We start from the raw sequence: 24,014 nt of genomic DNA, 5'->3' as shown, positions 1-24,014 counted from the left end.
GGGACGGCTTTAGTCCCCAGGACCGGGTTTGGCAAGGATCAGCTCTACCACCTCATTGCGCTGCATGACGAAGAAGTTGTCGTCCGACAGTAGTGTCAGCCGGGTTTGCCCCGCCGCGTCCTGCCATGTGCTGAGCGCTTCGAGGTTGTCATATTGACCGGGGCCGGAGGTCAGCAGCGTCTCTTCGCCAAGCGCAGGCGCGGTGAGGTCGAAGCTGCGGATACGGCTGCGAAAGCCCAGCGGGGTGATCGTCCGCTCCAATAGATAAAGCGTGCCGTCCTCGGCAAAATCGGCATCCACCGGCAGGAACGGCCCCCGGCGCGGGATCTCTGCGGTGATTGCCCAACTATTGCCGTCAAAGGCATAGAGCGGGAAGGGGCCAGATGCGGGGCCGCCGCTTTCGGGTGTGGTAAATAGCCGCCCATCGGGGTGGGCGGCCAATGTTTCCATTCCCGCGTTCGGCTCGAACCCCGCAAAGTCTTGGTGTTTGGGCAGGGGAGTGGTGACCCCGTTTTCGGAGTCCAGCCGGGCAACGCGGTGGTTATGCTCAAACGAGACGTAGAGCTGGCCGGTGTTGTCCCGCGCAAGTGATTCCGCATCATGCGCCTTGCCCGAAAGGGCTTTGCCCTTGGGCCCCTTGAGCGGAGCGTTCTTCTCAAGTTCAAGAGAGACCAAACGGCCCTCTTCCCGAACCATCCGCGCTTGCACGACGCGACCGCGATCCGACACGGCTATTAGGCGGGTGCCATCAGCATTGACCTCGACGCCGGAAAAGCCACCGAACCACGGGGCCGGGTGGCTCCATGTCAGCACGCTGTCCACCTGCACCACCGGCTCTGTCTGCGCGGCGGGGGCCACGCAGGCAATCAGCAGGAAGAACGGGAGGCAAGCGCGGATCAGTTTGCGTTCAAAACGGCGTTGCATTGGGCAGGCAGGTCCGCAAGCAAGATGTCACGCTTGGGCTTGGGTGTCGTTTTGCGCGCGTTCGGATCGGGCTTTGGCGGGTTCAGGATATTAGCCTGCCACTGGCGCGCATCGGCGCAGCCGTCACCGGGTGGGGGTGGCGCCTGATCTACGCAGCCGCGCGCGCCTTTGGGGCAGTTGATGCGCACGTGGAAATGATAGTGATGCCCGTACCAAGGACGGATTTTGCGCAGATAACTGCGGTCGCCTTTTTCATCGGCGCACATTTGCACCTTGGCACCGGGGAAAACAAAAATGCGGGCGGTACGGGGGTCTTGGGCTGCGGCCTTGATCACTTCGTGATGCGCAGGGGTCCAAGAGGAATTCACATAGGCCCCGCTGGAGCGGCGCATGGAGATGGACGAGATATTCTCGCGTTGCGCCCGGCTGAGGTTCAGCGACTTCGGCGGCAGCATCCAGATATCGGCGTCCAAGCCGATCTGATGGCTGGCGTGACCGGTCAGCATCGGCCCCCCGCGCGGCTGGCTCATATCGCCCACATAGATGCCTTCCCAACCCGGCTGCTGCGCGGCCTTGCGGCTGAGTTTCTTGACCATATCGACCATCTCAGGATGGGCCCAGTTGCGGTTACGCGACAGGCGCATGGCCTGCCATGTCGGACCCGTCTCGGGCAATTGCTCGGCTCCGGCGAGGCAGCCTTTAGAGTAGCTGCCGAAGGCGGCCGAGGATTGCGTGGAGGCAAAGCTCTTGGCCCCGAAAAGCTGCTTGGCCGCGACAGTGCTGAGTGCGCCGCCTGAAGAGCCGATGGTCGGCAGGGCGACTTTCTCGCCGCTGATGTCGGTTTCGGTCCGGCCGCCCCCGCATGAGGCCAGCGCAAAGGCCAGCGCCACGGAGGTGAGGGTGCGAAGCAGCGTCATGTGGCGAAATCTCCCTTGGGTTTGACCCACGCTAACAGGATCAAACCGACGATGAAAAGCCCCACGACAGGGGTGATGCCAAGCCGCTGGCTGCCGGTGAGGTCACTGGTCAGGGCAATCAGCGCCGGAGCCAGGAAGGAAGTGGCCTTGCCCGAAAGCGCATAGAGGCCGAAGGCCTCGGTCATCCGCTCTGGGTTTCCTTGCCGTGTCAGCATGTTACGCGAAGACGCCTGCAGCGCACCGCCCGCCGCCCCGATGGAGGCACCAGCGACATAGAATAGGATATCGGGCAGGGCAGACCCCTCAGGCAAAGAAACGCCCATGATAGAATTCGGCCCCAGCGAGATGATCAAACAGGCAGTCGCCACAAGGATGATGCAGCAGGCCACGATCACCGGCATCGGGCCGATGCGCCGGTCGATCCGCCCGCCCAGCACGCAGAACACCGCACCGGAAATGGCGGCAAGGATGCCGAAGATGCCAATCTCTTGAATCGACCAATCCAGCACGCCAAGCGCATAGACCCCGCCGAAGGTGTACATCCCGTTCAACGCATCGCGGTAGAACATGGAGGAGCCAAGATAGGCCAGTAACGAAGGGTGTTTCGGCAGCCCCCGTAATGTGCGCGCCAGATCCGACAATCCCGCGCCCACACGGTAGCGTTGGGCATCGGGCTTCGGCGTGTCGCGCACATAGAGAAAGAAGGGGATCATAAAGACCGCGTACCAGATCGCGGTAAGCGGCCCGACAATACGGGTGTCAGCCTTCGTCGCCGTATCCAGCCCGAAGAGCGGAGATAGCCCCGCCATCGTGCGCCCATTCGCGCCGCTTTGGAACAGAGCAATCATCGCGATCAGCGCCAGCACACCGCCAGCATAGCCAAAGGCCCAGCCATCGCCCGAAATGCGCCCGCGCTCATCGGCGTCTGGGTGCAGTTCCGGCAGGTAGGCGTTGGTAAAAATCGTGGCAAACTCCATCCCGACCAAGCCAATGCCAAAGAAAAACAGCGCCCAAAGCATTGAGAAATCCGCCGGGGCGGTCCACCACAGCGCACCCGCGCCGATCACATACATGGCCGAGAACAGCCAGATCCACGGCATCCGCCGCCCGGAGGAATCCGCCACCGCACCAAGGATTGGAGCCAGTATAGCAATCGCGATCCCGGCCAGCGCCAGACCATAGCCCCAATAGGCCTGAGCTTGGGCTTTCGCGGCGCCGAGCTCCATCCCGCCATCGACCAGTGCATTGGTCGCGGTCTGGGCGAAATAGGGACCGAAGATGAAGGTCAGCAGCAGGGTGTTGTAAGGCTGGCTTGCCCAGTCGAAAAAGTACCATCCCCAGATGCGCTTGCGCCTGCCTGTCTGTGCCATGTTGCGCCCTTTCGCGGCCTGCCTTTTGTCGAGTTAGAGCAGGGCGCGGGGCAAGGCGCAAGCGCCAGTCGTGGCGGGGGTCGAAGCGTCATTCTGCGGTCATGTCAGGCGGAGAGGTGCTGTGCTGCTTCGGGCAGGGGGGCAGCGTTTTGCATCGGCGGCCAAGGCCGGTGCGCATCGGCGCGGATCCATTCGGCCACCCAGCCGGGCACCTCTGGCGAAGGTTGTTGCCGCCCCATAGCGCCCAGCACCTTCTCCGGCGGGATCAGCCCGTTTTTATCCGTCACGGCAGAGCGATACAGCACATGGCTCGCGCATTCGCCGTTCTTCTTCCACATGGATTGCTCAAGATAGATGAACTTGTCATCCCAGCACAGCGTCCGGCTGCGCATCTCGAAGCGCTCGAACATGCGAATACGGCGGCGGAACCTCGTACTGGAGCCAGCGATTGTAATCGCCCATTTGTTCTGCCGCAGCAGCGTGATCAGCCCGGCACGCTGCGCCATGGCGGTACGGCCCAGATCATAAAGCGACAGCGCCCGCCCGTTGTTCAACTCCATCCAGATGTCCAGATCATGTGGCCAGCAGATGTGGTGGCTGACATGGGTGTCGGTCAGGTTTTCCAGAGGCGCCTGCCGCGCGGCGACGATGACGTCTTTGGCCATGCGGATGATCGGGAACATGAGACTTTCCTTTTTGATAGTGACGCGGACCTGCGGCGGAAGGCCCGCGCGGTCAAGCATATACGTCGCGGCACTCTTGCCCTTTGAGGGCGGGGCGCTTAACTGTCTTTCGTCTAACCAAGGGGATATTCCATGACGTCGCTGTTCCAAATCTTGATGCTGCTTTTGAACATCGTTTGGTTCATCGTCATCGCCCATGTCATCATGTCTTGGTTGATCAACTTTCAGGTGCTGAACCTGCGCCAGCCCTTGGTGGCGCAGATTTGGGATGGGCTGAACCGCATTCTTGAGCCGGTCTATAGCCGGGTCCGCAGCGTTGTTCCCCAAATGGGTGGGCTTGATCTGGCACCACTGATCGTGCTGATCGCGGTGGCCGTTGCGCGGATCGTGCTGACCAACAACGCAGCGGCCTTCTACTGACCTGTGCCCCGGCCCGCCCGCGCGCCGATGTCGCGCTTATCTGGCCTTGTTCACGCTTTGTTAGTGTGGGAGTCTGCATAAAAAGAGCAGACAATCTTACAGGTTTTCCATGACAGGCGCTGCCACGCTTCTTCGTGATGTATTCGGTTTCGACGGGTATCGCCCCGGCCAGCAAGAGATTGTTGAGGCGGTGACCGAGGGCGAGAACGTGCTCGCCATCATGCCCACGGGCGGCGGCAAATCCTTGTGTTTCCAACTGCCTGCCCTAATGCGCGAGGGGGTGACTGTGGTCATCAGCCCGCTCATCGCCCTGATGCGCGATCAGGTCCGCAGCTTGCAAGAAGCAGGCGTCGCGGCGGGTGCGCTGACCTCCGGCAACACGCCGGAAGAGACAGATGCGGTTTGGGAAGCGCTGGAAGCGGGCACCCTCAAACTTCTCTATATGGCACCGGAACGGCTCGCCGCAGGCTCTGCCATGGGCATGTTGCGGCGCGTTGGCGTCAATCTCATCGCCGTGGACGAGGCGCATTGCGTCAGCCAATGGGGCCATGACTTCCGCCCCGATTACCTGCGCATCGGTGAATTGCGCCGCACGCTGAACGTGCCGCTGGCAGCTTTCACCGCCACGGCGGACGCCGAAACGCAGGTGGAGATCGTTGAGAAACTGTTCGACGGCACGCCCCCGCGCGCCTTCCTGCGCGGGTTTGACCGGCCCAACATCCACCTCGCCTTTGCCGCTAAAAACAAACCACGCGATCAGATCCTGAACTTCGCCGCCGCCCGCAAGGGGCAGTCGGGCATCGTCTATTGCGGCACGCGAGCCAAGACCGAAGGGCTGGCCAAGGCGCTGCGCGATCAGGGGCAAACGGCGCTGCATTACCACGGCGGGATGGAGGCCGAAGACCGCCGCATCGCTGAGCGGCGCTTTCAGCAGGAAGACGGGCTGATCGTCTGCGCCACGGTGGCCTTTGGCATGGGGATCGACAAGCCCGACATCCGTTGGGTCGCCCATGCGGATCTGCCCAAGTCGATTGAGGCTTACTATCAGGAGATCGGTCGCGCCGGGCGCGATGGTGCCCCGGCCGAGACGCTGACCCTCTTTGGCCCCGACGACATCCGCCTGCGTCGCAGTCAGATTGACGAGGGGCTTGCCCCGCCCGAGCGCCGCGCGGCAGATCACGGGCGGTTGAACGCTCTGCTGGGGCTGGCCGAAGCGCTGGAATGCCGCCGCAAGACACTCTTGGGCTATTTCGATGAGACGGAGATCTCCTGTGGCCGTTGCGACCTCTGCGATACCCCGGCGGAGGTGTTCGATGGCACCACGGCGGTGCGCAAGGCGCTCTCGGCCATGCTGCGGACGGACGAATGGTTCGGCGCGGGGCATTTGATTGACATCCTTCTGGGCAATGAGACCGATAAGGTCCGCCAGCGTGGGCATCAGTCGCTGCCGACCTACGGTGTCGGCGGCGAATACAGCCGCAATGAATGGCAGGCGGTGTTCCGGCAGATGATGGGCCATGACCTTGTCCGCCCCGATGCTGAACGCCACGGGGCCCTGCGCATGACCGATGCCGCCCTGCCGATCCTGCGGGGCGAGGCGTCGATTAACCTGCGGCGGGACACGATCAAGGCGGCGGGGGCCAATCGCCGACCTGCCGTCAAAGCGATGGTCAGCGATGAAGACGCGCCTTTGCTGTCGGCGCTCAAGGCAAAGCGCCGCGCTTTGGCCGAGGCGGCCCGCGTGCCGGCCTATATCATCTTCACCGACCGCACCCTGATCGAGATGGCGGAGGCGCGTCCGCAGGACCTCGACGCGATGGCCCGGATCGGCGGCGTGGGCGCGAAGAAGTTGGAGAACTACGGCGCGGCCTTTCTTGAGGTGATCAACGGCGAAGCGCGTCCCATGCATAAGGCCCGGCGCAAACTCGCGGGGCGTGAGGCGGGCAATGTCTATGACCAGTTGTTGCAGGTGCAGGCTGATCTGGCGCGCGGCGAGCAGGGGACCGAAAAGCCGCTGAGCTGCTCGGCGGCGATGCTGGCAAAGGTGGCGCAACTGCGCAGCGCCGATCATTCTGCCATTGAACGGCTCTTGGGCGACAAACGCGCCGAACGCTTTGGCCCCGCCTTTCTGGACGTTCTGCGCGACGCGGGCTAGATCATCCGAAACGCTCGAAGGAGACTGCCATGCTCGTCGTTATTTCCCCCGCCAAGCGCCTCGATTGGGCCGAGCGCGATATCGCCGTGACACAGCCTGATTTTCAGGAAGATGCCGTGCGGCTGGCAACAACGGCGCGCAATCTCACACTCGGCAACCTCAAAGGTCTGATGGGGCTCAGCGACGATCTGGCGCGGCTCAACCGCGACCGATTTCAGGCGTTTGAGGCCGGGCCCGCTGCCGATGTCACCCGCCCCGCCGCGCTGGCCTTTGCGGGCGACACCTATCAGGGGCTGGAGGCCGCGAGCCTAGATGCGGATGAGATGGCCTATGCGCAAGACCACCTGCGCATCCTGTCGGGGCTTTACGGCGTGCTGCGCCCGCTGGATGCGATCCAACCCTACCGGTTGGAGATGGGCAGCAAACTGAAGACCCGTCGCGGCGGCAACCTCTATGACTACTGGCGCGACAGCTTGTCAAAGGCGCTGAACGCGCAGGCCGAGGCGACCGGCAGCGATGTTCTGGTGAACTGCGCCAGTCAGGAATATTTTGGCGCGGTGGACCTCAAGGCGCTGAAACTGCGCGTGATCACCCCGCAGTTCATGGAGGACAAGGGCGACGGTAAGGGGCCGAAGATCGTCAGCTTCTTTGCCAAGAAAGCGCGCGGCGCCATGGCGCGGTATATCGTGCAGCACCGGGTGAATGATCCCGAAGGGTTGCAGGATTTCGACAGCGGCGGCTATGCCTATCAGCCCGATGCCTCGACCCCCGAGCGTCCGGTCTTTGTCCGGCCCTATCCGTCGACCTGATCGGGGGGCGGGGGGCAATGCGCGCGATCCCGCCACATGCCACCCGCCGGGCAATTGCCGCGCATGGCGAAGGGGGGTAGACCTAGCGCCATGAAATACCCGCTTGTTACCGCCGCCCTTCTTGCCTGCGCCACGCCGCTTGGCGCGCATCCGCATATCTTCGTCGATACCGGGTTCGAAGTGATCGTCGATGCCGAGGGGCGGTTGACCCACCTGCGGATCACATGGGCCTATGACGAATTCTACTCTCTCTTGGTGACCGAGGATCGCGGGCTCGACCCCGATTACGATGGCGTGTTGACCGAGCAAGAGGTGGCCTCACTCAACGGGTTCGACATGCGTTGGGTCGAAGGGTTCAACGGCGATACAGTCTTGCTGAGCGGCGGTGAAGAGATCGCGCTTTCTAGCCCGCAAGAGGTGGCGACGACCTTTTCCGAGGGCCGGATCATCACCAGCCATCTGCGGGCGGTCGAGGGCGATGCGCCTGACGCGAATGGGCTGGTCATCAAACCCTATGACCCGACCTATTACACCGCCTATGAGGTGACTCAGAAAGTGACTGTCCAAGGCGATGACGCCTGCCGCGCGCGTGTCAAGATGCCGGATATGAGCGCCGATCTGCGCGCCCTTCAGCAGGACTTGAGCGCGCTGGACGCGAATACCGATCCGAACGATGTCGGCCTGCCGGAGATCGGCGAAGCCTTGGCCAATGAAGTGGTGATCACATGCGACGCATCATAGCGCTGGCCGCCTTGGCTACCCTACTGGCGCTGGCGGCGCTGTGGTGGACGGGGGGCTTTAACGCCTTGGCCCACTGGACGGCAGGGCAGCAGCGTGGGTTTCAGAACAGCATCGCCAGCGGGCTGCGCGCCACGCGGGGGGGCGATACGGCGGCGTTCTGGACGGTGCTGTTGGCGTCTTTTGCCTATGGTGTCGTGCATGCGGCGGGACCGGGGCACGGCAAAATCGTGATTGGCGGCTATGGGCTGGCGCGCTCGGTGCCGATGCTGCGCCTGTCGCTGATCGCTTTGGCGGCGTCTTTGGGCCAAGCGGTAACGGCGGTGGTCTTGGTCTATGCGGGGATTCTGCTTTTGGGACTTGGGCGTGAGGCGCTGGTAGGCGTGACCGAAGACATCATGGCCCCGGCAAGTTATGGCGCGATTGCCCTGATCGGGCTTTGGCTGATCTGGCGCGGGTTGCGCCATGCGCGGCAGGAGAAGGCGGCGCATAGCGAAGCGGTCTGCGGCCATTGCGGCCATGCCCATGGGCCAAGCTTGGCCCAGGTCCAGCAGGCAGGCAGCCTGCGCGATGCGCTGCTTTTGATCGCCGGGATCGCCATCCGCCCCTGCACCGGTGCGCTGTTTGTACTGGTGATCACTTGGCACATGGGGATTGGCGGCGTCGGTGTTTTGGGGGCTTTTGCCATGGCCCTTGGCACCGGTCTGGTCACCATCGCGACCGGGCTTGCCGCGACGGGTTTGCGGGCGGGGGTGCTTGGAGGGCTGGCTGGATCGCCGAGGCTGGCGCAAGCCGCAGCGGTGGCCGAGCTGACGGCGGGGCTCATCGTTGTCACACTCGCAAGCGGGTTGCTGTACCGCGCGCTTTAGCGGCGGCCTTCGCGCAACCAAGCGGCGGTGATGAACAGGGCCGAAAGCAACAGCACCAGCCAGCCGGGCAACAGCGGCGTTTGCCGCACATCGCGCGTCTCATAGGCGCCACGCGGGGTCAGGCCCAGCCAACCGCGCCCGGCAGCGGGGCGGCCCAGACGCACATCGCGCAGACGGGGCAGCCCGTCTTCGACCCGCGCCATACCGCCACGCAGCGCGTCGATCACCGGGCGCAGAGCTTCGTCACTGGCAATCGTCTCAACAAATTCACGCGGGGCGGCGGGGCCAAGGCCGATGACGGTGACCTCATCGCCATTTTCGAGCCGGTAGAGACCGATCTCTTCGCCAGTATGCTCCGCCTCAAACCGTCCCGGCCCGGCGGGAGAGAGGGTCAGTTCACTGGTGCTGCCATCAGGAGCCGTAATCGTGACCGGGGGCACCGTCTCATCCAAGGTGCGGCGGGTGATGCGCATGGTGCGACCTTGGGCGGTGGCGGTCAGGGCCTCCTCCTCAAGCTCGGGTTCTTTCATCATCCAATGGGCCAGACGGCGCAACAGTTCCAACTGCGGGCCACCGCCCTCATAGCCCCGATTCCAGAGCCATGCGTGATCCGACGCCAGCAGTGCCACGCGGCCTTCGTCGACGCGGTCCAATACGAGCAAGGGACGGTCGTCTGCGCCGCTCATCACCACATCGCCGCGCTCAGCGGTCACGTCGATCTGACGCAGCCAGCGGCCCCAATCGCCCTTGCTGGGCAACTCAGCGGTGACGGGGTGTCGCTGACCAATGTCAGTCACGACGGGGGGGAAAGCCTCCTCCAGCACCCGCGCGGTTGGGGTGGCGGGCAGGACCGTGCCAAGCGGCGAGCGGTAGAGGCTGTCGGCGCTGGCAAAATCCGGCCCCGCAGCGACCAACACGGCCCCACCCTTGCGCACATATTGCGCCACGTTATCAAGATAGAGCGCAGGCAAGATGCCGCGCCGCTGGTAGCGGTCAAAGATAATCAGATCGAAGTCGTCGATCTTGTCCATGAACAATTCGCGCGTCGGAAAGGCGATCAGCGACAACTCGTTCACCGGCACGCCATCCTGTTTGTCGGGCGGGCGCAGAATCGTGAAATGCACCAAATCGACCGCGCTGTCGGACTTCAGCAGGTTGCGCCATGTGCGCCCCCCGGGATGCGGCTCGCCCGAGACCAGCAGCACGCGCAGCCGGTCGCGCACCCCGTTCATCTGGATCAGCGCGGCATTGTTGCGGTCGGTCAGTTCCCCATCGGCTTTAGGCAGGGAAAAGCGGATCACATTGCGCCCGCCGTGGGGCAGGGTGACGGGCAGGTCGATGTCTTGGCCTACGGGGACGTTAAAGCTTTGCGGTTCCTCGCCGTCGACAGAGATATCAAGCTGGGTCAGCCCGTCACTCTCGGGCGCAGCGCCCAGATCGTCGATGCGCAACGTCAGTGTCACTGGCTCACCGATGATGGCAAAGGCCGGAGCGTTGCGGACGGTCAGGCGGCGGTCCCAATCCTCGGCAAGGCCTGTTTGCAGAAGGTGCAGCGGCGCGGGAAGGTCAAGCGGTAGGTCAGCATCATGCACCCGGCCATCACTAACCGCCAGAATTCCGGCTATGCGGGAACGCGGTTCCTCGGCCAGCGCATCGGCCAGCTTGGTCATTAGCCGGGTGCCTGCGTCCTCGGCCCCGTCGGGGACGTTGATCCGGCGCAGTTCCGTGTTCGGGCGCGCAGTGATACGGTCGGCCATCGCCTCAGCGGCGGCATCGGTCTGATCGGCGCGGTCGGCCAGCCGCTGGCTGGCGCTTTCGTCTTCGAGCAGCAGGACGATGTCGCTCAGCGGCGCGCGGTCTTCGGTCTGGTAGGAGGGGCCAGCGAGCGCCGCCAAAACCACCGCTGCCGCCAATCCGCGCAGCGCCCAGCCTGACAGCCCACGCCAAAGCGCCAGCAGAATGCCAAAGGCGGCCAGCACCGCGAGTCCGATAAGCAGCGGCAGCGGGATCAGCGGATCGAAAAGCACCGTTCCGGTCATTGGCCCAACCTATCCAGCAGCGCAGGCACATGGACCTGATCGGATTTATAATTTCCCGTCAGTACATGCATCACGAGGTTCACGCCAAAGCGGTAGGCCAACTCGCGCTGCCGCTCCCCGGCATAGCCGCGCCCTATGGGCAAAAGCGGCGCGCCATCACGGCGCACGGCCCAAGCGGCGGCCCAATCGTTGCCGCCGATCACCACCGGGGTGACCCCGTCATTAAGGTTGCGAAATGGCATGCCCTCGATCCGTTCGGCGTCGGGCGGCGCGGCCTCGACCCAGACATCGCGGCTGGTGTAGCGGCCCGGGTAGTCTTGTAGCAGATAGAAGGTGCGGGTCAGCACATGGTCACCGGGCAGCGGCTCCAACGGCGGGATGTCGAGCGGGGCGGCAAGTTCTTGCAGCTTGCGCCCGTTCGGGCTGGCGGCACCATAGCTCGCGATATCGGCATCGCGGGTATCAAACAGGATCAACCCGCCCGAGCGGAGATAGTCATTCAGCTTGCCATAGGCCTCAGTCGAAGGTTGCGGCTGCTCAGGGATGACAGGCCAATAGAGGATCGGGAAAAAAGACAGTTCGTCTTGCTCAAGATCAACGCCGGTGGGCAAGGCAGGTTCGACCGTGGTGCGGAAATAAAGCGTGTCTGATAGGCCGGTCAAACCAGCGCGCGCGACTTCGTCAACATCCGGGTTGCCGGTCAACACATGAGCCAGTGTGACCTCGGAGGCCGAGCGGATTGCAAAGCTTTCAGGATCGGTTTCCTGCGCGTCCCCCATCTGTGGCAATCCCAGCCCCAAGACCAGCGCCAAGGTCCCGGTCGAGCGCCGCAGCCACAGGCCCGAAAGGGCGAGGGAGGCCAGCACATCCGCGACCAGAAGCAGGATTGCGAGGCTCAAAAGCGCCCCGGCCAGCGGCTGTTCCGGCGGCAGGGCAAGGCCACGCAGCGGCACATCGGCAGGCCACGCGGCGGGGGTGAGAGTGGTCTCTTGGGTCAGCACATTCCGCGCGAGCCGTCGATCCTCTGACCCGTAGATGCCGGGCGGCAGGGCGGGGCCCGCGGGGGCCGAGATCAGCTCTGGCCCCGCGACTCCGGGCAGATTCCCTGCATCCGACAGGGTGCCGAAACCGTCCATCACCCGCAGTGGGGTCCATGAGGTGCCGTCAAGGCTGTCGGCCTCGGGAGTGCTGGCGCCTGACGACACGGCCAGCCGCTCCATCATCTGCACGAAAAGACCCGAGAGCGGCAGGGTTGACCATTCCGCTGTGGCGGTGACGTGGAAGAGCACGATCTGCCCCTGACCCACAGCCTTGCGCGTGACCAGCGGTGTGCCGTCGCTAAGTGACGCAATAACACGGTCGGCCAGTGTCGGGTCCGGTTGCGCCACGACCTGCGCGGAAACGGTCACGTCATCTGGCACCGGCAGGCCGAAGAAGGGAGAACCGTTGCGGAAAGGGGCCAGCGCCTTCGGCTCGCCCCAAGACATTGCCCCGCCCACGCTGCGCCCCCCGGCGCGCAGGCGCACGGGCATCAGCGGGTCTTCGTCGATGCGGCTCACGTCACTCGCCGCAATGCGCGGTCCGGCGAAGCGAATGAGCATACCGCCCGCGTCAATCCACTCTTGCAGTGGCTCTGCCTCGGCGGGGCTAAGCGTGGCGACATCGGCCAGCACGATCACATCGGGGTTGGCGGGCAGAACATCGGTCAGGGTGCCGTCGATCAGGTCGGCACTCGGGGCCAGCGCCTGTTCAATGTAATGCAGCGGAGAGAGCAGTTGCAGCCCTTCCTGCGCCCCGCGCCCACTGATCAGCGCGACCTCACGGCGGCGCAGCCCGTCATCGACCAAGGTACGCGCCCCGGCAGAGCGTTGGCCTGCGATGTCGAAGGAGGTCAGTCGCGCGCGCAGTTCGGCGGGCAGCGACAGGGAGGTGGTGGCCTCTGTCGCCCCCGCCTCGAAACTGGCATTGGCGGTGGCCAAAATGCGGGCATTGCCTGCGGGGTCGCGACCATGGGCCTGCACCACGACCTCGCGTTCCGGGCCGGGAATGGCGCGGCGCAGGGTGAGGTCGATCGCGCCATCTTGGTAGACAGCGGGGGCGATGCCGATGACGTTGCTTGCGGACTGATGCACCTCAACCGCGCCTTTGGATTGCAGCGTGGCGAGCAGGTCATCGCGGCCCGGATAGTCCAAGCCATCGCTGAACCACATCGCGTCGAAGGCAGGCAGCTCTGCTATGATTTCGGTCGCACGGGTGATCTCTGTCGGGGACGGCTGCCATGGCGCGGGGGAAAGCCCGGCAAGGCGGCTGCGCCACGCATCTGCTGATTGGAAAGTCGGCACCTGCGGGTCGGTCAGTGTCAGGATGCCCACCGTCCGCTCGGCCCGCCCGGCGCGGGTCAGCTGCGCGTCTACGGCGGCCAACTGGCGATCCCAGCCGCTGGCCCCGGCCCAAGAGCCATCGAGCACCATCAAAATTGGGCCACTGCCCTGTTCCGTCTCGGCCTGCGGGTTCAGCACCGGCCCGGCAAGGCCAATAATGATCGCGGCCACGGCCAGCATCCGTAGCAAAAGCAGCCACCACGGCGTGCGGTCCGTCGTGCTTTCGTCATCTGCCAGCCCCAGCAAAAGCGCCACACCGGGAAAGCGGCGGCGGATGGGGGCCGGGGGCACGGCACGCAGGATCAGCCAGAGGATTGGCAACGCCAGCAGGGCCAGCAACAGCCAAGGCGCGGTGAAACCGATGCCGCCAAAGACGCTCATGCCGCACTCCCCTGCCGCGCGTCCAGCGCGCCAAAGAGCCACAGCAGCGCCGATTGCGCCGAGGCATCCGTGTGGTGCAACCCATAGCGCCAACCGGTGAGAGCGCAGAGTTGCTGCAACGCGTCTTTGCGCGCTGCCAGCCGGTCGAGATAGCGGTCGCGCAGGTCGTTCGCCTTGAGTGTCTCATGGCTCAGCGTGCCGCCGACGCTCTCAAAGATGGTACGGCCCGCGAAGGGGAAGGCCTCTTCGGCCGGGTCGAGCAGATGATACAGCACACCGCGCACGCCACGATCTGCGGCCTTGGTCAGCGCGGTACGGACGGGGTCGAGATCGCCCATGAAATCCGAGATATAAATTGCCCGGGCATGGGGGATCATGCCGCGATGTTCGGGCGGGGCATACTCGCGATCATCCTCGCGGCAGAGCAATTCGGCCAGACGCAGGATCTGCGGGTTGCCGCGCCGGGGCGGCAGGGCAGTCCCGGTAAGGCCCACACGCTCGCCCCCGCGCAGCAGCAGGATCGACAGCGCCAACCCCAGCAACCGTGCGCGATCTGCTTTATCGGGCAGCCCTTTGTCAGAGGCAAAGCGCATCGACGCCCCCTGATCGACCCAGAGCATTACCGACTGGGCAATCTGCCATTCCCGCTCGCGCACGAACTCATGATCGCCCCGGGCAGAGCGGCGGTGATCGATCATGCGGCGGCTGTCGCCCATCTGCGCGGGGCGGTATTGCCAGAAATCATCCCCCGTCCCTGCACGGCGACGGCCATGGGCACCGGGCAGCACGGCACCTGCCAAATGCTCGGCCCGCGCCAAAAGCGCGGGAAGCCGGGCCGCTTCGCCCTCGGCGTCGGCCCTGAGGGTTAGGGGGGAATGGGTCACGCGGCGGCCTTTTTCCCGATCAGTTGACCGGCGGTGGCATCGATCAGCCCTTGCAGGCTTTCGCCGCGTGCGCGGGCGGCGAAGTTCAGCGCCATCCGGTGGCTTAGCACCGGGCGGGCCATCGCCAGCACGTCTTCGGCAGAAGGGGCAAGCCGCCCATCCAGCAGCGCCCGCGCACGCACGGTCATCATCAGTGCCTGCGCTGCACGTGGCCCCGGCCCCCAAGCGACACTGTCGCGCACCGCAGACATGGCCTCCGGCTCATCGGGGCGGAAGGCGCGGACGAGATCAAGGATCAACTCCACCACACTGTCGCCCACCGGCATCCGGCGCAGCAGGTTTTGTGCGGCCAGCAGATCGTCGGCGGTGAACACAGGACGCACCGCGCCGTCTTCCACGCCGGTGGTGGCGATCAGGATGCCCCGCTCCGTCGCGCGGTCGGGGTAGGCCACGTCGATCTGAACGAGGAACCGGTCAAGCTGCGCTTCGGGCAGAGGATAGGTGCCTTCTTGCTCAATCGGGTTTTGGGTGGCCAAGACGTGGAAGGGCTGGCCCAAGGCGCGGTCTTGTCCCGCCACGGTGACCGTTCGTTCCTGCATCGCCTGCAAAAGCGCCGACTGCGTGCGCGGACTGGCGCGGTTGATCTCATCGGCCATCAGCAACTGGCAAAAGATCGGCCCTTCGATAAAGCGAAAGGCACGGCTGCCGTCAGGCGCGGTGTCGAGCACTTCGGAGCCGAGGATATCGGCGGGCATCAGATCGGGGGTGAACTGCACGCGGTTGCCGTGCAGGCCCATGACGGTGCTCAAAGTCTCAACCAGACGGGTCTTGCCCAAGCCCGGCAGGCCGATCAGCAGCCCGTGGCCACCGCATAGCAGAGCCGTGAGCGCGAGGTCCACAACCTGCTCTTGCCCGACGAACCGTCCGGTGATCGATTGCTTGGCCTCGCCCAGCTTTTCGGTCAGCGCTTCGATTTGCGCGATCAGATCATCCGCTTCGGCCATGACATTTCTTTCTCCGGAGTTATATCTTTCAGGTGTAAGTGTATCGCGACCAAAGGGAATGGCAAAACCAATGAGCGGACAAAATACCGTGACACCCACCGCAGACAGCCTGATCGAAGCCGCCAAGGCCGCAAAAGCGCGCGGAACCCCGCCGCTTGAGAAGTGGAACCCGGAATTCTGCGGCGATCTGGACATGCAGATCAAGCGTGATGGAACGTGGTTCTACCAAGGCACGCCGATCGGGCGGATTGAATTGGTCAAGTTGTTCGCATCGATTCTCTGGCGAGAGGGGGATGACTATTTCCTCAAGTCCCCGGTCGAGAAGGTGGGCATCACGGTCGAAGATGCGCCCTTTGTCGCCGTGGATTTCGAGGCCGAAGGCGAGGGCGAGGCGCAGCAGTTGCGGTTTCTCACCAACCTAGGCGATGTGGCCGAGGCGGGGCCGGAACATCCGATCCGCGTGGTCCGTGATGAGGAGACGGGCGAGCCGTCGCCCTATGTGCTGGTACGTCGAAACCTTGAGGCGCTGATTGACCGCAAGAGCTTTTACCGTTTGGTTGATCTGAGCCAGCACCGCGATGGCTGGTTTGGTGTCTGGTCGGGCGGGAAATTCTTTGGCATCATCCCGTCGGAAGACCTGCCGTAAGTTGACCGAAAGACCCGAATGCCGATAACCCCCGCCGCCAACCTGTCGCTGCTCTGGTCCGAGCTGCCCTATCTGGATCGGTTCGACGCGGCGGCCAAGGCGGGGTTTGGCGCGGTTGAGGTGTTGTTTCCCTATGATATGCCCGCGAAAGAGACGCAGCGTGCCCTGCTGCGCAACGGGTTAACACTTGCCCTGATCAATGCGCCGCCGCCGAACTATACAGGCGGTCAGCCCGGTTATGCCGCCATTCCGGGCGGGGAGGCGCGGTTTGCCCATGATATGCGCCGTGTCTGGCGCTATGTTGAGGCGCTGCGGCCCAAGATGGTGCATGTCATGGCCGGAGAGGCCGAAGGGCCTGCGGCGCGTGAGGCGTTTGTGACGAACCTCCGCTATGCCGCCGCAGAGGCACCGCCGGGTGTGACTTTGATGATTGAGCCGCTTTGCCCGCAGGCCAAGCCGGGGTATTTCTTGAACGATTACGCACAGGCGGCGGATCTGCTAGCGGCGGTAGATGCGCCCAATGTGGCGCTGCAATTCGACAGTTTTCACGCCCAGATGATCCATGGCGATGCCGTGGCGGTTTACGAGGAATATCGCCCCCTGATCCGCCATGTGCAGCTAGGCGACACGCCAGAGCGCGGCGCGCCGGGCAGTGGCGAAGTTGATGTCGACGGGCTTTTTGCCGCGCTGCGAGCGGGCTATGACGGTTTTGTCAGCGGGGAGTATATTCCGGGCGGCCCGACGGAGCAAACCTTGGGGTGGGTGACCGCCCTAGGGGAATGACACCAGCGCGTCGCCGGGCTGCCACTGGGGGTATTTGTCCATCACGCTTTCGAAGCGGGACGATTCCAGAAACCGGTCGAGCCAGCCGCGCACTGCGGGCCAATCCTGTGCGCCGAACCAAGCGCGGTCGATAAAGGCGAACTGCCGTACGAAGGGCAGGATAGCGTAATCCGCCAGCGTGGGGCGGTCGAAGATCCACTCGCCCAGTTGCGTGTCGAGGTCATGGAGGAAGGCCGCGGCCTTGCGGCACTGATCTCTGGGGTCTTCCTCCGGGTATCGGATCGCGTATTTAGTGCGGTCCAGTGCGTTTTTGAATGGACCATCGGCGCGGGCAATCCAGTCGTGGCCTTCGGGCGGCATGTCGAGCCAGCCTTCGGGATCGTTCTGGGCCAGCGCCCATTTCATGATGTCGAGGCTCTCGTCGATAGGGCCAGATTCGGTAACGAGGCAGGGGACAGTAGCACTGGGGGAGGCTTCGAGGAAGGCCTGCGGTTTGTCCCGCAGAACGACTTCGCGCAGGTGGACGGGCGTCTGCCCGGCAGCGAGGGCGAGACGGGCTCGCATGGCGTAGGGACAGCGGCGGAAGGAGTAGAGGATTGGGGTCATGGTGTGTGAATAGCGCCAAAAGGTTCGAGATTCTATGCGCAGACGACGATCTACGCCATCCGGCCCGGAATCAAGCCGCAGGCGCCGGGCCATCGCCTGCCCGCCCGTCACGCCAAAGGCGTGCCGCTATATGATGGGCGCACCTCAAGTGCGACCGGGTAGGCGATTTGGTGAGGCTTGGCGCAACTTAGCTAAGTCACATCATGGCTGAACTATAAAGTGGCATGAACAAGCGTTGGGATCGCCGACCCGCGGGCAGGCGATGGCCCTCTCTCTCACTGAAACGGTGTCGGCGGCAGCCCCTTGCCCGCAAAGCGCGCCACATCATCCACCCGCTTAGACCGCGCTGTTGTGGTCCGCGCCGCGTCGATCCATGCCAGCGCATCGGCGCGCAACTCATCGCTGTATCCGTCCCAGCCCGCCCGTGCGCCGGTCTCTTCCAGCGCTTGGGCGAGGTCTTCGGGGAGGTCTATATGCTCCATCAATGCGCCTCCGCCCAATTCGCACCCACGCCAGCGTCCACGGTCAGCTCCACATCAAGCTTGACCACCGGGTAATTGGCGTTCTCCATCACCTCACGCGCCGCCGCGATCAGCGCGTCTTCGGCACCCTTCTCCACCTCGAACAGCAATTCATCATGCACTTGTAACAGCATCGTCGCGGGCAAATCAGCAATCGCCTCGGGCATGCGTATCATCGCGCGGCGGATCACATCGGCGGCGGTGCCTTGGATCGGCGCGTTGATCGCTGCGCGAGCGGCGAACCCGGCCTGCGGCCCCTTGGCGCCGATGTTGGGCGTGTTGATCTTGCGGCCAAAGAGCGTTTGGACATAGCCATGCTCTTTGGCGAAAGCCTTGGTGTCATCCATATAGGTACGGATGCCGGGGAAACGCTCGAAATAGCGGTCGATGAAACCCTGCGCCTCGGCCCGCGGAATACGCAGGTTGCGCGCAAGGCCAAAGCCGGAAATGCCATAGATCACACCAAAGTTGATCGCCTTGGCGTTGCGGCGGATGTCAGGGGTCATCTGATCCATCGGCACATCGAACATCTCGGACGCCGTCATGGCATGGATGTCATCGCCGCGTTGAAACGCTTCCTTGAGCGCGTCGATCTGGGCGATATGGGCCAGAATGCGCAGTTCAATCTGGCTGTAGTCCAGCGCCACCAGCACTTTGCCCTCGGGTGCGACAAAGGCTTCGCGGATGCGGCGGCCTTCCTCGGAGCGGATCGGGATGTTTTGCAGGTTCGGATCGGTCGAGGCCAAACGCCCCGTCGCCGCGCCCGCGATGGAATAGCAGGTGTGCACCCGGCCCGTGTCGGCGTTCACATGGTCCTGCAACGCGTCGGTATAGGTCGACTTCAGCTTTGACAACTGCCGCCAGTCCAGCACCCGGCGGGCGAGGTCATGTTCGGTGGCCAAGTCCTCCAGCACATCGGCGCCGGTGGAATATTTGCCGGTCTTGCCCTTCTTGCCGCCTTGCAACCCCATCTTGTCAAAAAGGATTTCACCAAGCTGCGCCGGGGAGCCGACATTGAATGTCTCGCCCGCCAATTCATGAATCTCGGCTTCAAGCCCGGCCATTTTCTGTGCAAAGGCATTGGACATGCGGCTGAGCGTATCGCGATCAACCTGAATGCCTGCGCGTTCCATTTGCGCCAGCACTGGCACCAGCGGGCGCTCCAGCGTTTCGTAGACCTTAGTGACCTCGGCGCGGTGGAGTTGGGGCTTGAAGAGTTGCCACAGGCGCAAAGTGATATCCGCATCTTCGGCGGCATAGGCCACGGCCTCTTCCAGCGGTACCTTGTCGAAGGTCACGGCGGATTTGCCACTGCCCAGAAGTGGTTTGATCGGGATCGGCGTATGACCGAGATAGCGCTCAGACAGCGTATCCATACCATGCCCGTGCAACCCTGCGTGCATCGCGTAAGACATCAGCATCGTATCGTCGATCGGGGCGACAGTGATGCCCAACTGGGCGAAAATCTTGCCGTCGTATTTCATATTCTGTCCGATCTTGAGGATCGCGGGATCCTCCAGCATCGGGGTCAGCAGTTGCAGCGCTTCCTCGATCGGCATCTGGCCGGGGGCGAGGTCATCGGAGCCGAAAAGATCATCGCTGCGGCTGGCTTTGTGGATCAGCGGAATGTAGCAAGCCTGCCCCGGCTCGACGGAGAGCGAGACGCCTACCAACTCTGCCGTCATTTCATTGAGACCCGTCGTTTCAGTATCGACCGCGACATAGCCGACCTCGTAAATCCGGTCGAGCCAGACGCGCAGCGCTTCGGCGTCGCTGACCTGCTCGTATTTGGTGGCGTCAAAAGGCACATCAGCCATTTGCGGCGCATCGGCCACGGCGGGGGTGGGGGCTTCAGGAATGGCAGGGGCTTCACGGCCCAGCACCTCGGCTACGCGTTTCGACAGGGTGCGGAATTCCATTTCGGACAGGAAGCCGAGCAGGCGGTCCGCATCGGGGTCGCGCACTTCGAGATCGTCGATGGTGAAGTCGATCGGCGTATTTTCGTCGAGCAGGACAAGGCTGCGGCTCAGGCGAATTTGCTCGGCATGGTCGATCAGGGTCTGGCGGCGTTTGGGCTGCTTGATCTCTTCGGCACGTTCCAAGAGCGCGTCCAGATCGCCAAATTCATTGATCAGCAGCGCCGCCGTCTTGATCCCGATGCCGGGCGCGCCGGGCACGTTGTCAACCGAATCGCCCGCCAGCGCCTGTACGTCCACGACGCGGTCGGGGTAGACACCGAACTTCTCGAACACCCCATCGCGGTCGATGGTCTTGTTCTTCATCGCATCCAGCATTTCCACGCCGTCGCCGACGAGCTGCATCAGATCCTTGTCGGAGCTAATGATCGTGCAGCGCCCCCCGGCGGCACGGGCCTGCACAGCCAGCGTGGCGATGATGTCATCGGCCTCATAGCCCTCAAGCTCTTTGCAGGCGATGTTGAACGCCTCGGTCGCGGTGCGGGTCAGCGGGATCTGCGGGCGCAAATCTTCGGGCATGGCATCGCGGTTGGCCTTGTACTGGTCGTACATGTCGTTGCGGAAGGTATGGCTGCCCTTGTCGAAGATCACAGCTACATGCGTAGGCGCGTTGGGGCCGGTGTTGCCTTCGACATAGCGGTGCAGCATGTTGCAGAACCCGGCGACCGCGCCGATCGGCAGGCCGTCGGATTTGCGCGTCAGCGGCGGCAGGGCGTGATAAGCGCGAAAGATGAAGGCCGAGCCGTCGATCAGATGCAGGTGGTGGCCTTTGCCGAATGTCATAGGAATGCTCCGCTGGGTTGGCGACCCTTTTGCCACGAAGCATGGCCCACGGCCAGACGCCAATGCGCCGCGCGGGCAGGTTCGTGCCGTCGGTTCAGGTGTTCAGGGGGTGGTCGGGAAGGCTCAGACTTTGCCTTCGAAATCCGTATGGACGAATTTGCAATCGCAGTAGCCGCATTCGACCCAGCCGCGATCCTGGGGGATTTGCAGCCAGACGCGCGGATGACCAAGCGCGCCTTCGCTGCCGTCGCAGGCCACGCGCCAAGTGTTCACGATGCGGGTTTCGGGCGCTTGCAGGGTCATGGAGTTGGTCCTCGGCTCAGGCGAAAGTTGCCCCTCGTTATGACCAATGCAGGCGCGCGGGGCAAGGGCTCTGCTCGGGAATGGGGGGCTTGTGCACAAAGTGGTTCAAGTGCCAGCCCACAAGGGGTAAAAGGCGCTGAACAGCCACCAAGCCGGAGCAACAGTCTGATGAGCGCCCCCAAACCTGTCGTATTGTGCATCCTTGACGGTTGGGGCCTCAGCGAGGTGCCGGAGGGCAACGCCCCCCTGCTGGCCAAGACGCCGAATTTCGACCGGATCATGCAGACGGGGCCGAAGGCGCAGTTGATCACGCACGGCCCCGATGTAGGTCTGCCGCGCGGGCAAATGGGCAATTCTGAGGTTGGTCATACCAATATCGGCGCGGGCCGCGTGGTGGCGATGGATTTGGGCCAGATCGATCTGGCCATCGAGGAAGGCAGCTTTGCTGAGAATGCACGGCTGCGCGCGTTTATCGCTAAGCTGCAGGAGACGGGTGGCACCGCGCATCTGATGGGCGTCGTCTCAGACGGTGGGGTGCACGGGCATCTCAACCACATGATCGCCGCTGTCCGCGCTTTGGATGCGGCGGAGGTGCCGGTGGTGATCCATGCGGTGACCGATGGGCGCGACGTGGCACCCTCCTCGGCGCTTGGCTATTTCGAGACGTTGGAGGCGGCGCTGCCTGAGGGGGTGAGGATCGTTACCGTGACGGGGCGCTATTTCGCGCTGGACCGCGACAACCGTTGGGATCGTGTGGCGCAAGCCTCTGCTGCGATCTTGCGGGGCGAGGGCGCGGTCTTTCCCGACGCCCGCGCGGCGGTCAAAGCCGCCTACGACCGGGGTGAGACGGATGAATTCATCAGCGCCATTGTAATGGATGGATACAGCGGCGCGGTCTCTGGCGACGGTCTTTTCTGTCTCAACTTTCGCGCCGACCGCGCGCGTGAGATCATGGCGGCCTTGGGCGATCCGGGCTTTGACGCCTATGACACCGGCCCGCGCCCTGAATGGGCGGCGCTGATGGGCATGGCGGAATATTCCAAAGACCACGCCGCCTATATGACCACGATGTATCCCAAGCCGGACATCAAGAACACGCTGGGCGACTGGGTGGCGCAGCACGGGCTGCAGCAGTTCCGACTGGCCGAGACCGAGAAATATCCGCATGTGACCTTTTTCCTCAATGGTGGCGTCGAAACTCCGGCCACGGGGGAGGACCGCAACATGCCCAAATCGCCCAATGTGGCGACCTATGACATGCAGCCTGAGATGTCCTGCGGCGAGGTGACGGATCAATTCGTGCAGGCGATTGAAGCAGGATATGACCTCATCGTGGTAAACTACGCCAACCCTGACATGGTCGGCCACACCGGCGATCTGGCGGCGGCCATCGCGGCATGTGAGGCAGTGGATGCAGGGCTGGGGCGCGTGCTGTCAGCGTTGGAGAAGGCCCGCGGCGCGATGATCGTCACGGCGGATCACGGCAATTGCGAGATGATGATCGACCCTGAGACCGGTGGCGCGCATACGGCGCATACGCTTAACCCTGTGCCGGTGGTGGCGGTGGGCGCGCCCGAAGGGGCAGCTCTGCGCGATGGGCGGTTGGCCGATTTGGCCCCTACGGTGTTGGATTTAATGGGTCTGCCGCAGCCCGAAGAGATGACTGGGAAAAGTTTGCTTTCATGAAACATCTGGCCGCGGCTGTCCTTTTTGCCTGCTTGCCCATGATGGCACAGGCGCAGGCCGAAGAGGCCGCAGGAGAGGCGCGCGCGGCCGCGACCGCGCTGGAGGCGGCGTCGACACGGCTCGATCAAGCGGACGGCGCGCGCGACCGGGTGCAGGCGCTGACCGAAACGATTCAGGCGTTTGAGGCAGGGCTCGCCGCGATGCGCGCGGGTCTGCGGCAGGCAGCGATCAATGAGGCGCAGCTGAGCCGCAAACTACAGGCGCGCGAGGGCGAGGTGGCGCAATTTCTGGGGGTCTTACAAAGCATCGGCGGTGATCCGTCGCCCGTGGTGCTGCTCCATCCCGACGGCCCGATGGGCACCGCTCGGGCCGGGATGTTGTTGGCCGAATTGACGCCCGCGCTCAATGCACGCGCCGATGCGCTGCGCCAAGATTACGAAGATATCAAAACCCTACGTGCCTTGCAGACCGATGCGGCACAGCGCCTGCAAGAGGGGCTGACCGAAGTGCAACGCGCCCGCACCGCGCTTAATCAGGCCATGGCCAACCGTACCGATCTGCCGACCCGCTTTACCGAAGACCCGGTACGCACCGCGATCCTGATCGCCTCGACCGAGACGTTGGATGGATTTGCCAGTGGCCTGTCCGAGATCACAACTGGCGTGGAAGAACCGGCCCCGGTGAACCTTGACGGACAGGTGGGTGAGTTGCCTTTGCCCGCACAGGGCTTGGTGCTGCGCAAGGCGGGAGAGACAGATTCGGCTGGGGTCACACGGCCCGGCATGATCCTTGCCACCCGCCCCCGCGCCATTGTCACCAGCCCCGCGGCGGCGACAATCCGATACGTGGGTCCGCTGCTTGATCTGGGCAATGTCGTGATCCTTGAGCCGCAGGTCGACACGCTGTTTGTGCTGGCGGGGCTAGATATCGTTTACGGCCAAGCCGGGCAGGTGATTGCCGGTGGCACACCCATCGGGTTGATGGGCGGGCCGGAAAGCGGCACAAGTTCTCAGATGTCACCAAATGGTGAAGGCACTGGCACTGACCGGACGGAAACGCTCTATATAGAAGTCAGGCAAGACAACACACCTCAGGACCCGGCAGACTGGTTCCGCACCGACAAGGATGGATAGCAG

At 63.8% G+C, this 24,014-nt stretch carries 21 protein-coding genes; 9 read left to right on the top strand and 12 right to left on the bottom strand.

Annotated elements, in window-relative coordinates; all coding sequences use genetic code 11:
- Nucleotides 1–9 precede the first annotated feature (9 nt).
- The 4 genes from K3759_RS16050 to K3759_RS16035 form a co-directional block, all read right to left on the bottom strand.
- Nucleotides 10–924, bottom strand: coding sequence for an esterase-like activity of phytase family protein (locus K3759_RS16050; protein WP_259983305.1), 915 nt, complete (start codon nucleotides 922–924; stop codon nucleotides 10–12).
- Nucleotides 897–1,841, bottom strand: coding sequence for a penicillin-insensitive murein endopeptidase (gene mepA, locus K3759_RS16045; RefSeq protein ID WP_259983304.1), 945 nt, complete (start codon nucleotides 1,839–1,841; stop codon nucleotides 897–899). The genes K3759_RS16050 and mepA overlap by 28 nt, the downstream gene beginning before the upstream one ends.
- Nucleotides 1,838–3,211: an MFS transporter gene (locus tag K3759_RS16040; protein ID WP_259983302.1), complete on the bottom strand. Its 1,374-nt coding sequence runs from the start codon at nucleotides 3,209–3,211 to the stop codon at nucleotides 1,838–1,840. Before K3759_RS16040 ends, mepA begins: the two co-directional genes overlap by 4 nt.
- Before the next feature lie 104 nt (nucleotides 3,212–3,315).
- Complete coding sequence (locus tag K3759_RS16035; protein WP_259983301.1) at nucleotides 3,316–3,894, bottom strand: acyl-CoA thioesterase; 579 nt, start codon at nucleotides 3,892–3,894, stop codon at nucleotides 3,316–3,318.
- A gap of 132 nt (nucleotides 3,895–4,026) precedes the next feature.
- On the opposite strand from K3759_RS16035, the gene K3759_RS16030 reads away from it, so the two are divergent.
- From K3759_RS16030 to K3759_RS16010, 5 genes are all read left to right on the top strand, one after another.
- Nucleotides 4,027–4,314, top strand: a complete 288-nt coding sequence (locus K3759_RS16030) for a YggT family protein (protein ID WP_259983299.1) — start codon at nucleotides 4,027–4,029, stop codon at nucleotides 4,312–4,314.
- Nucleotides 4,315–4,423: 109 nt separating this feature from the next.
- Nucleotides 4,424–6,469, top strand: a complete 2,046-nt coding sequence (gene recQ / locus K3759_RS16025; protein ID WP_259983297.1) for a DNA helicase RecQ — start codon at nucleotides 4,424–4,426, stop codon at nucleotides 6,467–6,469.
- A gap of 29 nt (nucleotides 6,470–6,498) precedes the next feature.
- Nucleotides 6,499–7,278 (top strand): peroxide stress protein YaaA, encoded by a 780-nt coding sequence (yaaA, locus tag K3759_RS16020; RefSeq protein ID WP_259983296.1) that lies wholly within the window; start codon nucleotides 6,499–6,501, stop codon nucleotides 7,276–7,278.
- Between the two features lie 90 nt (nucleotides 7,279–7,368).
- Complete coding sequence (locus K3759_RS16015) at nucleotides 7,369–8,019, top strand: DUF1007 family protein (protein ID WP_259983294.1); 651 nt, start codon at nucleotides 7,369–7,371, stop codon at nucleotides 8,017–8,019.
- Nucleotides 8,004–8,885 carry a nickel/cobalt transporter gene (locus K3759_RS16010; protein ID WP_259983292.1) on the top strand — a complete coding sequence of 294 codons (882 nt, stop codon included), beginning with the start codon at nucleotides 8,004–8,006 and terminating at the stop codon, nucleotides 8,883–8,885. The genes K3759_RS16015 and K3759_RS16010 overlap by 16 nt, the downstream gene beginning before the upstream one ends.
- On the opposite strand, the gene K3759_RS16005 is transcribed toward K3759_RS16010, so the two are convergent.
- The 4 genes from K3759_RS16005 to K3759_RS15990 are packed head-to-tail and all read right to left on the bottom strand — an operon-like array spanning nucleotide 8,882 to nucleotide 15,574.
- Nucleotides 8,882–10,924 carry a hypothetical protein gene (locus K3759_RS16005; protein WP_259983290.1) on the bottom strand — a complete coding sequence of 681 codons (2,043 nt, stop codon included), beginning with the start codon at nucleotides 10,922–10,924 and terminating at the stop codon, nucleotides 8,882–8,884. The genes K3759_RS16010 and K3759_RS16005 overlap by 4 nt on opposite strands.
- Complete coding sequence (locus K3759_RS16000) at nucleotides 10,921–13,686, bottom strand: DUF4159 domain-containing protein (RefSeq protein WP_259983288.1); 2,766 nt, start codon at nucleotides 13,684–13,686, stop codon at nucleotides 10,921–10,923. The genes K3759_RS16005 and K3759_RS16000 overlap by 4 nt, the downstream gene beginning before the upstream one ends.
- A complete protein-coding gene (locus K3759_RS15995) occupies nucleotides 13,683–14,570 on the bottom strand; it encodes a DUF58 domain-containing protein (RefSeq protein ID WP_259983287.1) in 888 nt (295 codons plus the stop codon). The genes K3759_RS16000 and K3759_RS15995 overlap by 4 nt, the downstream gene beginning before the upstream one ends.
- Nucleotides 14,567–15,574, bottom strand: coding sequence for a MoxR family ATPase (locus tag K3759_RS15990; protein ID WP_259983286.1), 1,008 nt, complete (start codon nucleotides 15,572–15,574; stop codon nucleotides 14,567–14,569). The genes K3759_RS15995 and K3759_RS15990 overlap by 4 nt, the downstream gene beginning before the upstream one ends.
- A gap of 70 nt (nucleotides 15,575–15,644) precedes the next feature.
- Here K3759_RS15990 and K3759_RS15985 point away from each other — a divergent pair, with 70 nt between their 5' ends.
- Entirely contained in the window at nucleotides 15,645–16,220 is a 576-nt protein-coding gene (locus K3759_RS15985) for a DUF1285 domain-containing protein (RefSeq protein WP_259983285.1), read from the top strand.
- An 18-nt stretch (nucleotides 16,221–16,238) separates the two neighbouring features.
- Nucleotides 16,239–17,003 carry a hydroxypyruvate isomerase family protein gene (locus K3759_RS15980; RefSeq protein WP_259983284.1) on the top strand — a complete coding sequence of 255 codons (765 nt, stop codon included), beginning with the start codon at nucleotides 16,239–16,241 and terminating at the stop codon, nucleotides 17,001–17,003.
- Here K3759_RS15980 and K3759_RS15975 read toward each other — a convergent pair.
- The 4 genes from K3759_RS15975 to K3759_RS15960 form a co-directional block, all read right to left on the bottom strand.
- Entirely contained in the window at nucleotides 16,992–17,609 is a 618-nt protein-coding gene (locus K3759_RS15975; protein ID WP_259985661.1) for a glutathione S-transferase, read from the bottom strand. The genes K3759_RS15980 and K3759_RS15975 overlap by 12 nt on opposite strands.
- Nucleotides 17,610–17,884: 275 nt before the next feature.
- Nucleotides 17,885–18,091, bottom strand: a complete 207-nt coding sequence (locus K3759_RS15970) for a YdeI/OmpD-associated family protein (protein ID WP_259983283.1) — start codon at nucleotides 18,089–18,091, stop codon at nucleotides 17,885–17,887.
- Nucleotides 18,091–20,889: a DNA polymerase I gene (gene polA, locus K3759_RS15965; protein ID WP_259983282.1), complete on the bottom strand. Its 2,799-nt coding sequence runs from the start codon at nucleotides 20,887–20,889 to the stop codon at nucleotides 18,091–18,093. Before polA ends, K3759_RS15970 begins: the two co-directional genes overlap by 1 nt.
- 123 nt (nucleotides 20,890–21,012) lie before the next feature.
- Nucleotides 21,013–21,192, bottom strand: a complete 180-nt coding sequence (locus K3759_RS15960) for a zinc-finger domain-containing protein (protein ID WP_067622513.1) — start codon at nucleotides 21,190–21,192, stop codon at nucleotides 21,013–21,015.
- 168 nt (nucleotides 21,193–21,360) lie between these two features.
- Here K3759_RS15960 and gpmI point away from each other — a divergent pair, with 168 nt between their 5' ends.
- Together gpmI and K3759_RS15950 are read left to right on the top strand one after the other, a co-directional pair.
- A complete protein-coding gene (gene gpmI, locus K3759_RS15955) occupies nucleotides 21,361–22,878 on the top strand; it encodes a 2,3-bisphosphoglycerate-independent phosphoglycerate mutase (RefSeq protein WP_259983281.1) in 1,518 nt (505 codons plus the stop codon).
- Nucleotides 22,875–24,011 carry a murein hydrolase activator EnvC gene (locus K3759_RS15950; protein WP_259983279.1) on the top strand — a complete coding sequence of 379 codons (1,137 nt, stop codon included), beginning with the start codon at nucleotides 22,875–22,877 and terminating at the stop codon, nucleotides 24,009–24,011. The genes gpmI and K3759_RS15950 overlap by 4 nt, the downstream gene beginning before the upstream one ends.
- Nucleotides 24,012–24,014: the final 3 nt, after the last annotated feature.

The sequence above is a fragment of the Sulfitobacter sp. W027 genome (assembly GCF_025143985.1).
In the GTDB taxonomy this organism is placed as follows: Bacteria; Pseudomonadota; Alphaproteobacteria; order Rhodobacterales; family Rhodobacteraceae; genus Sulfitobacter.
The sequence above is the reverse complement of the archived record's forward strand: the minus strand, read 5'-3'. Positions and strand labels throughout refer to the sequence as shown.

Coding starts and splice junctions, on each gene's coding strand:
- K3759_RS16050 (WP_259983305.1), bottom strand. CDS start 924: ATGCAACGCCGTTTTGAACGCAAACTGATCCGCGCTTGCCTCCCGTTC.
- mepA (WP_259983304.1), bottom strand. CDS start 1,841: ATGACGCTGCTTCGCACCCTCACCTCCGTGGCGCTGGCCTTTGCGCTG.
- K3759_RS16040 (WP_259983302.1), bottom strand. CDS start 3,211: ATGGCACAGACAGGCAGGCGCAAGCGCATCTGGGGATGGTACTTTTTC.
- K3759_RS16035 (WP_259983301.1), bottom strand. CDS start 3,894: ATGTTCCCGATCATCCGCATGGCCAAAGACGTCATCGTCGCCGCGCGG.
- K3759_RS16030 (WP_259983299.1), top strand. CDS start 4,027: ATGACGTCGCTGTTCCAAATCTTGATGCTGCTTTTGAACATCGTTTGG.
- recQ (WP_259983297.1), top strand. CDS start 4,424: ATGACAGGCGCTGCCACGCTTCTTCGTGATGTATTCGGTTTCGACGGG.
- yaaA (WP_259983296.1), top strand. CDS start 6,499: ATGCTCGTCGTTATTTCCCCCGCCAAGCGCCTCGATTGGGCCGAGCGC.
- K3759_RS16015 (WP_259983294.1), top strand. CDS start 7,369: ATGAAATACCCGCTTGTTACCGCCGCCCTTCTTGCCTGCGCCACGCCG.
- K3759_RS16010 (WP_259983292.1), top strand. CDS start 8,004: ATGCGACGCATCATAGCGCTGGCCGCCTTGGCTACCCTACTGGCGCTG.
- K3759_RS16005 (WP_259983290.1), bottom strand. CDS start 10,924: ATGACCGGAACGGTGCTTTTCGATCCGCTGATCCCGCTGCCGCTGCTT.
- K3759_RS16000 (WP_259983288.1), bottom strand. CDS start 13,686: ATGAGCGTCTTTGGCGGCATCGGTTTCACCGCGCCTTGGCTGTTGCTG.
- K3759_RS15990 (WP_259983286.1), bottom strand. CDS start 15,574: ATGGCCGAAGCGGATGATCTGATCGCGCAAATCGAAGCGCTGACCGAA.
- K3759_RS15985 (WP_259983285.1), top strand. CDS start 15,645: ATGAGCGGACAAAATACCGTGACACCCACCGCAGACAGCCTGATCGAA.
- K3759_RS15980 (WP_259983284.1), top strand. CDS start 16,239: ATGCCGATAACCCCCGCCGCCAACCTGTCGCTGCTCTGGTCCGAGCTG.
- K3759_RS15975 (WP_259985661.1), bottom strand. CDS start 17,609: ATGACCCCAATCCTCTACTCCTTCCGCCGCTGTCCCTACGCCATGCGA.
- K3759_RS15970 (WP_259983283.1), bottom strand. CDS start 18,091: ATGGAGCATATAGACCTCCCCGAAGACCTCGCCCAAGCGCTGGAAGAG.
- polA (WP_259983282.1), bottom strand. CDS start 20,889: ATGACATTCGGCAAAGGCCACCACCTGCATCTGATCGACGGCTCGGCC.
- K3759_RS15960 (WP_067622513.1), bottom strand. CDS start 21,192: ATGACCCTGCAAGCGCCCGAAACCCGCATCGTGAACACTTGGCGCGTG.
- gpmI (WP_259983281.1), top strand. CDS start 21,361: ATGAGCGCCCCCAAACCTGTCGTATTGTGCATCCTTGACGGTTGGGGC.
- K3759_RS15950 (WP_259983279.1), top strand. CDS start 22,875: ATGAAACATCTGGCCGCGGCTGTCCTTTTTGCCTGCTTGCCCATGATG.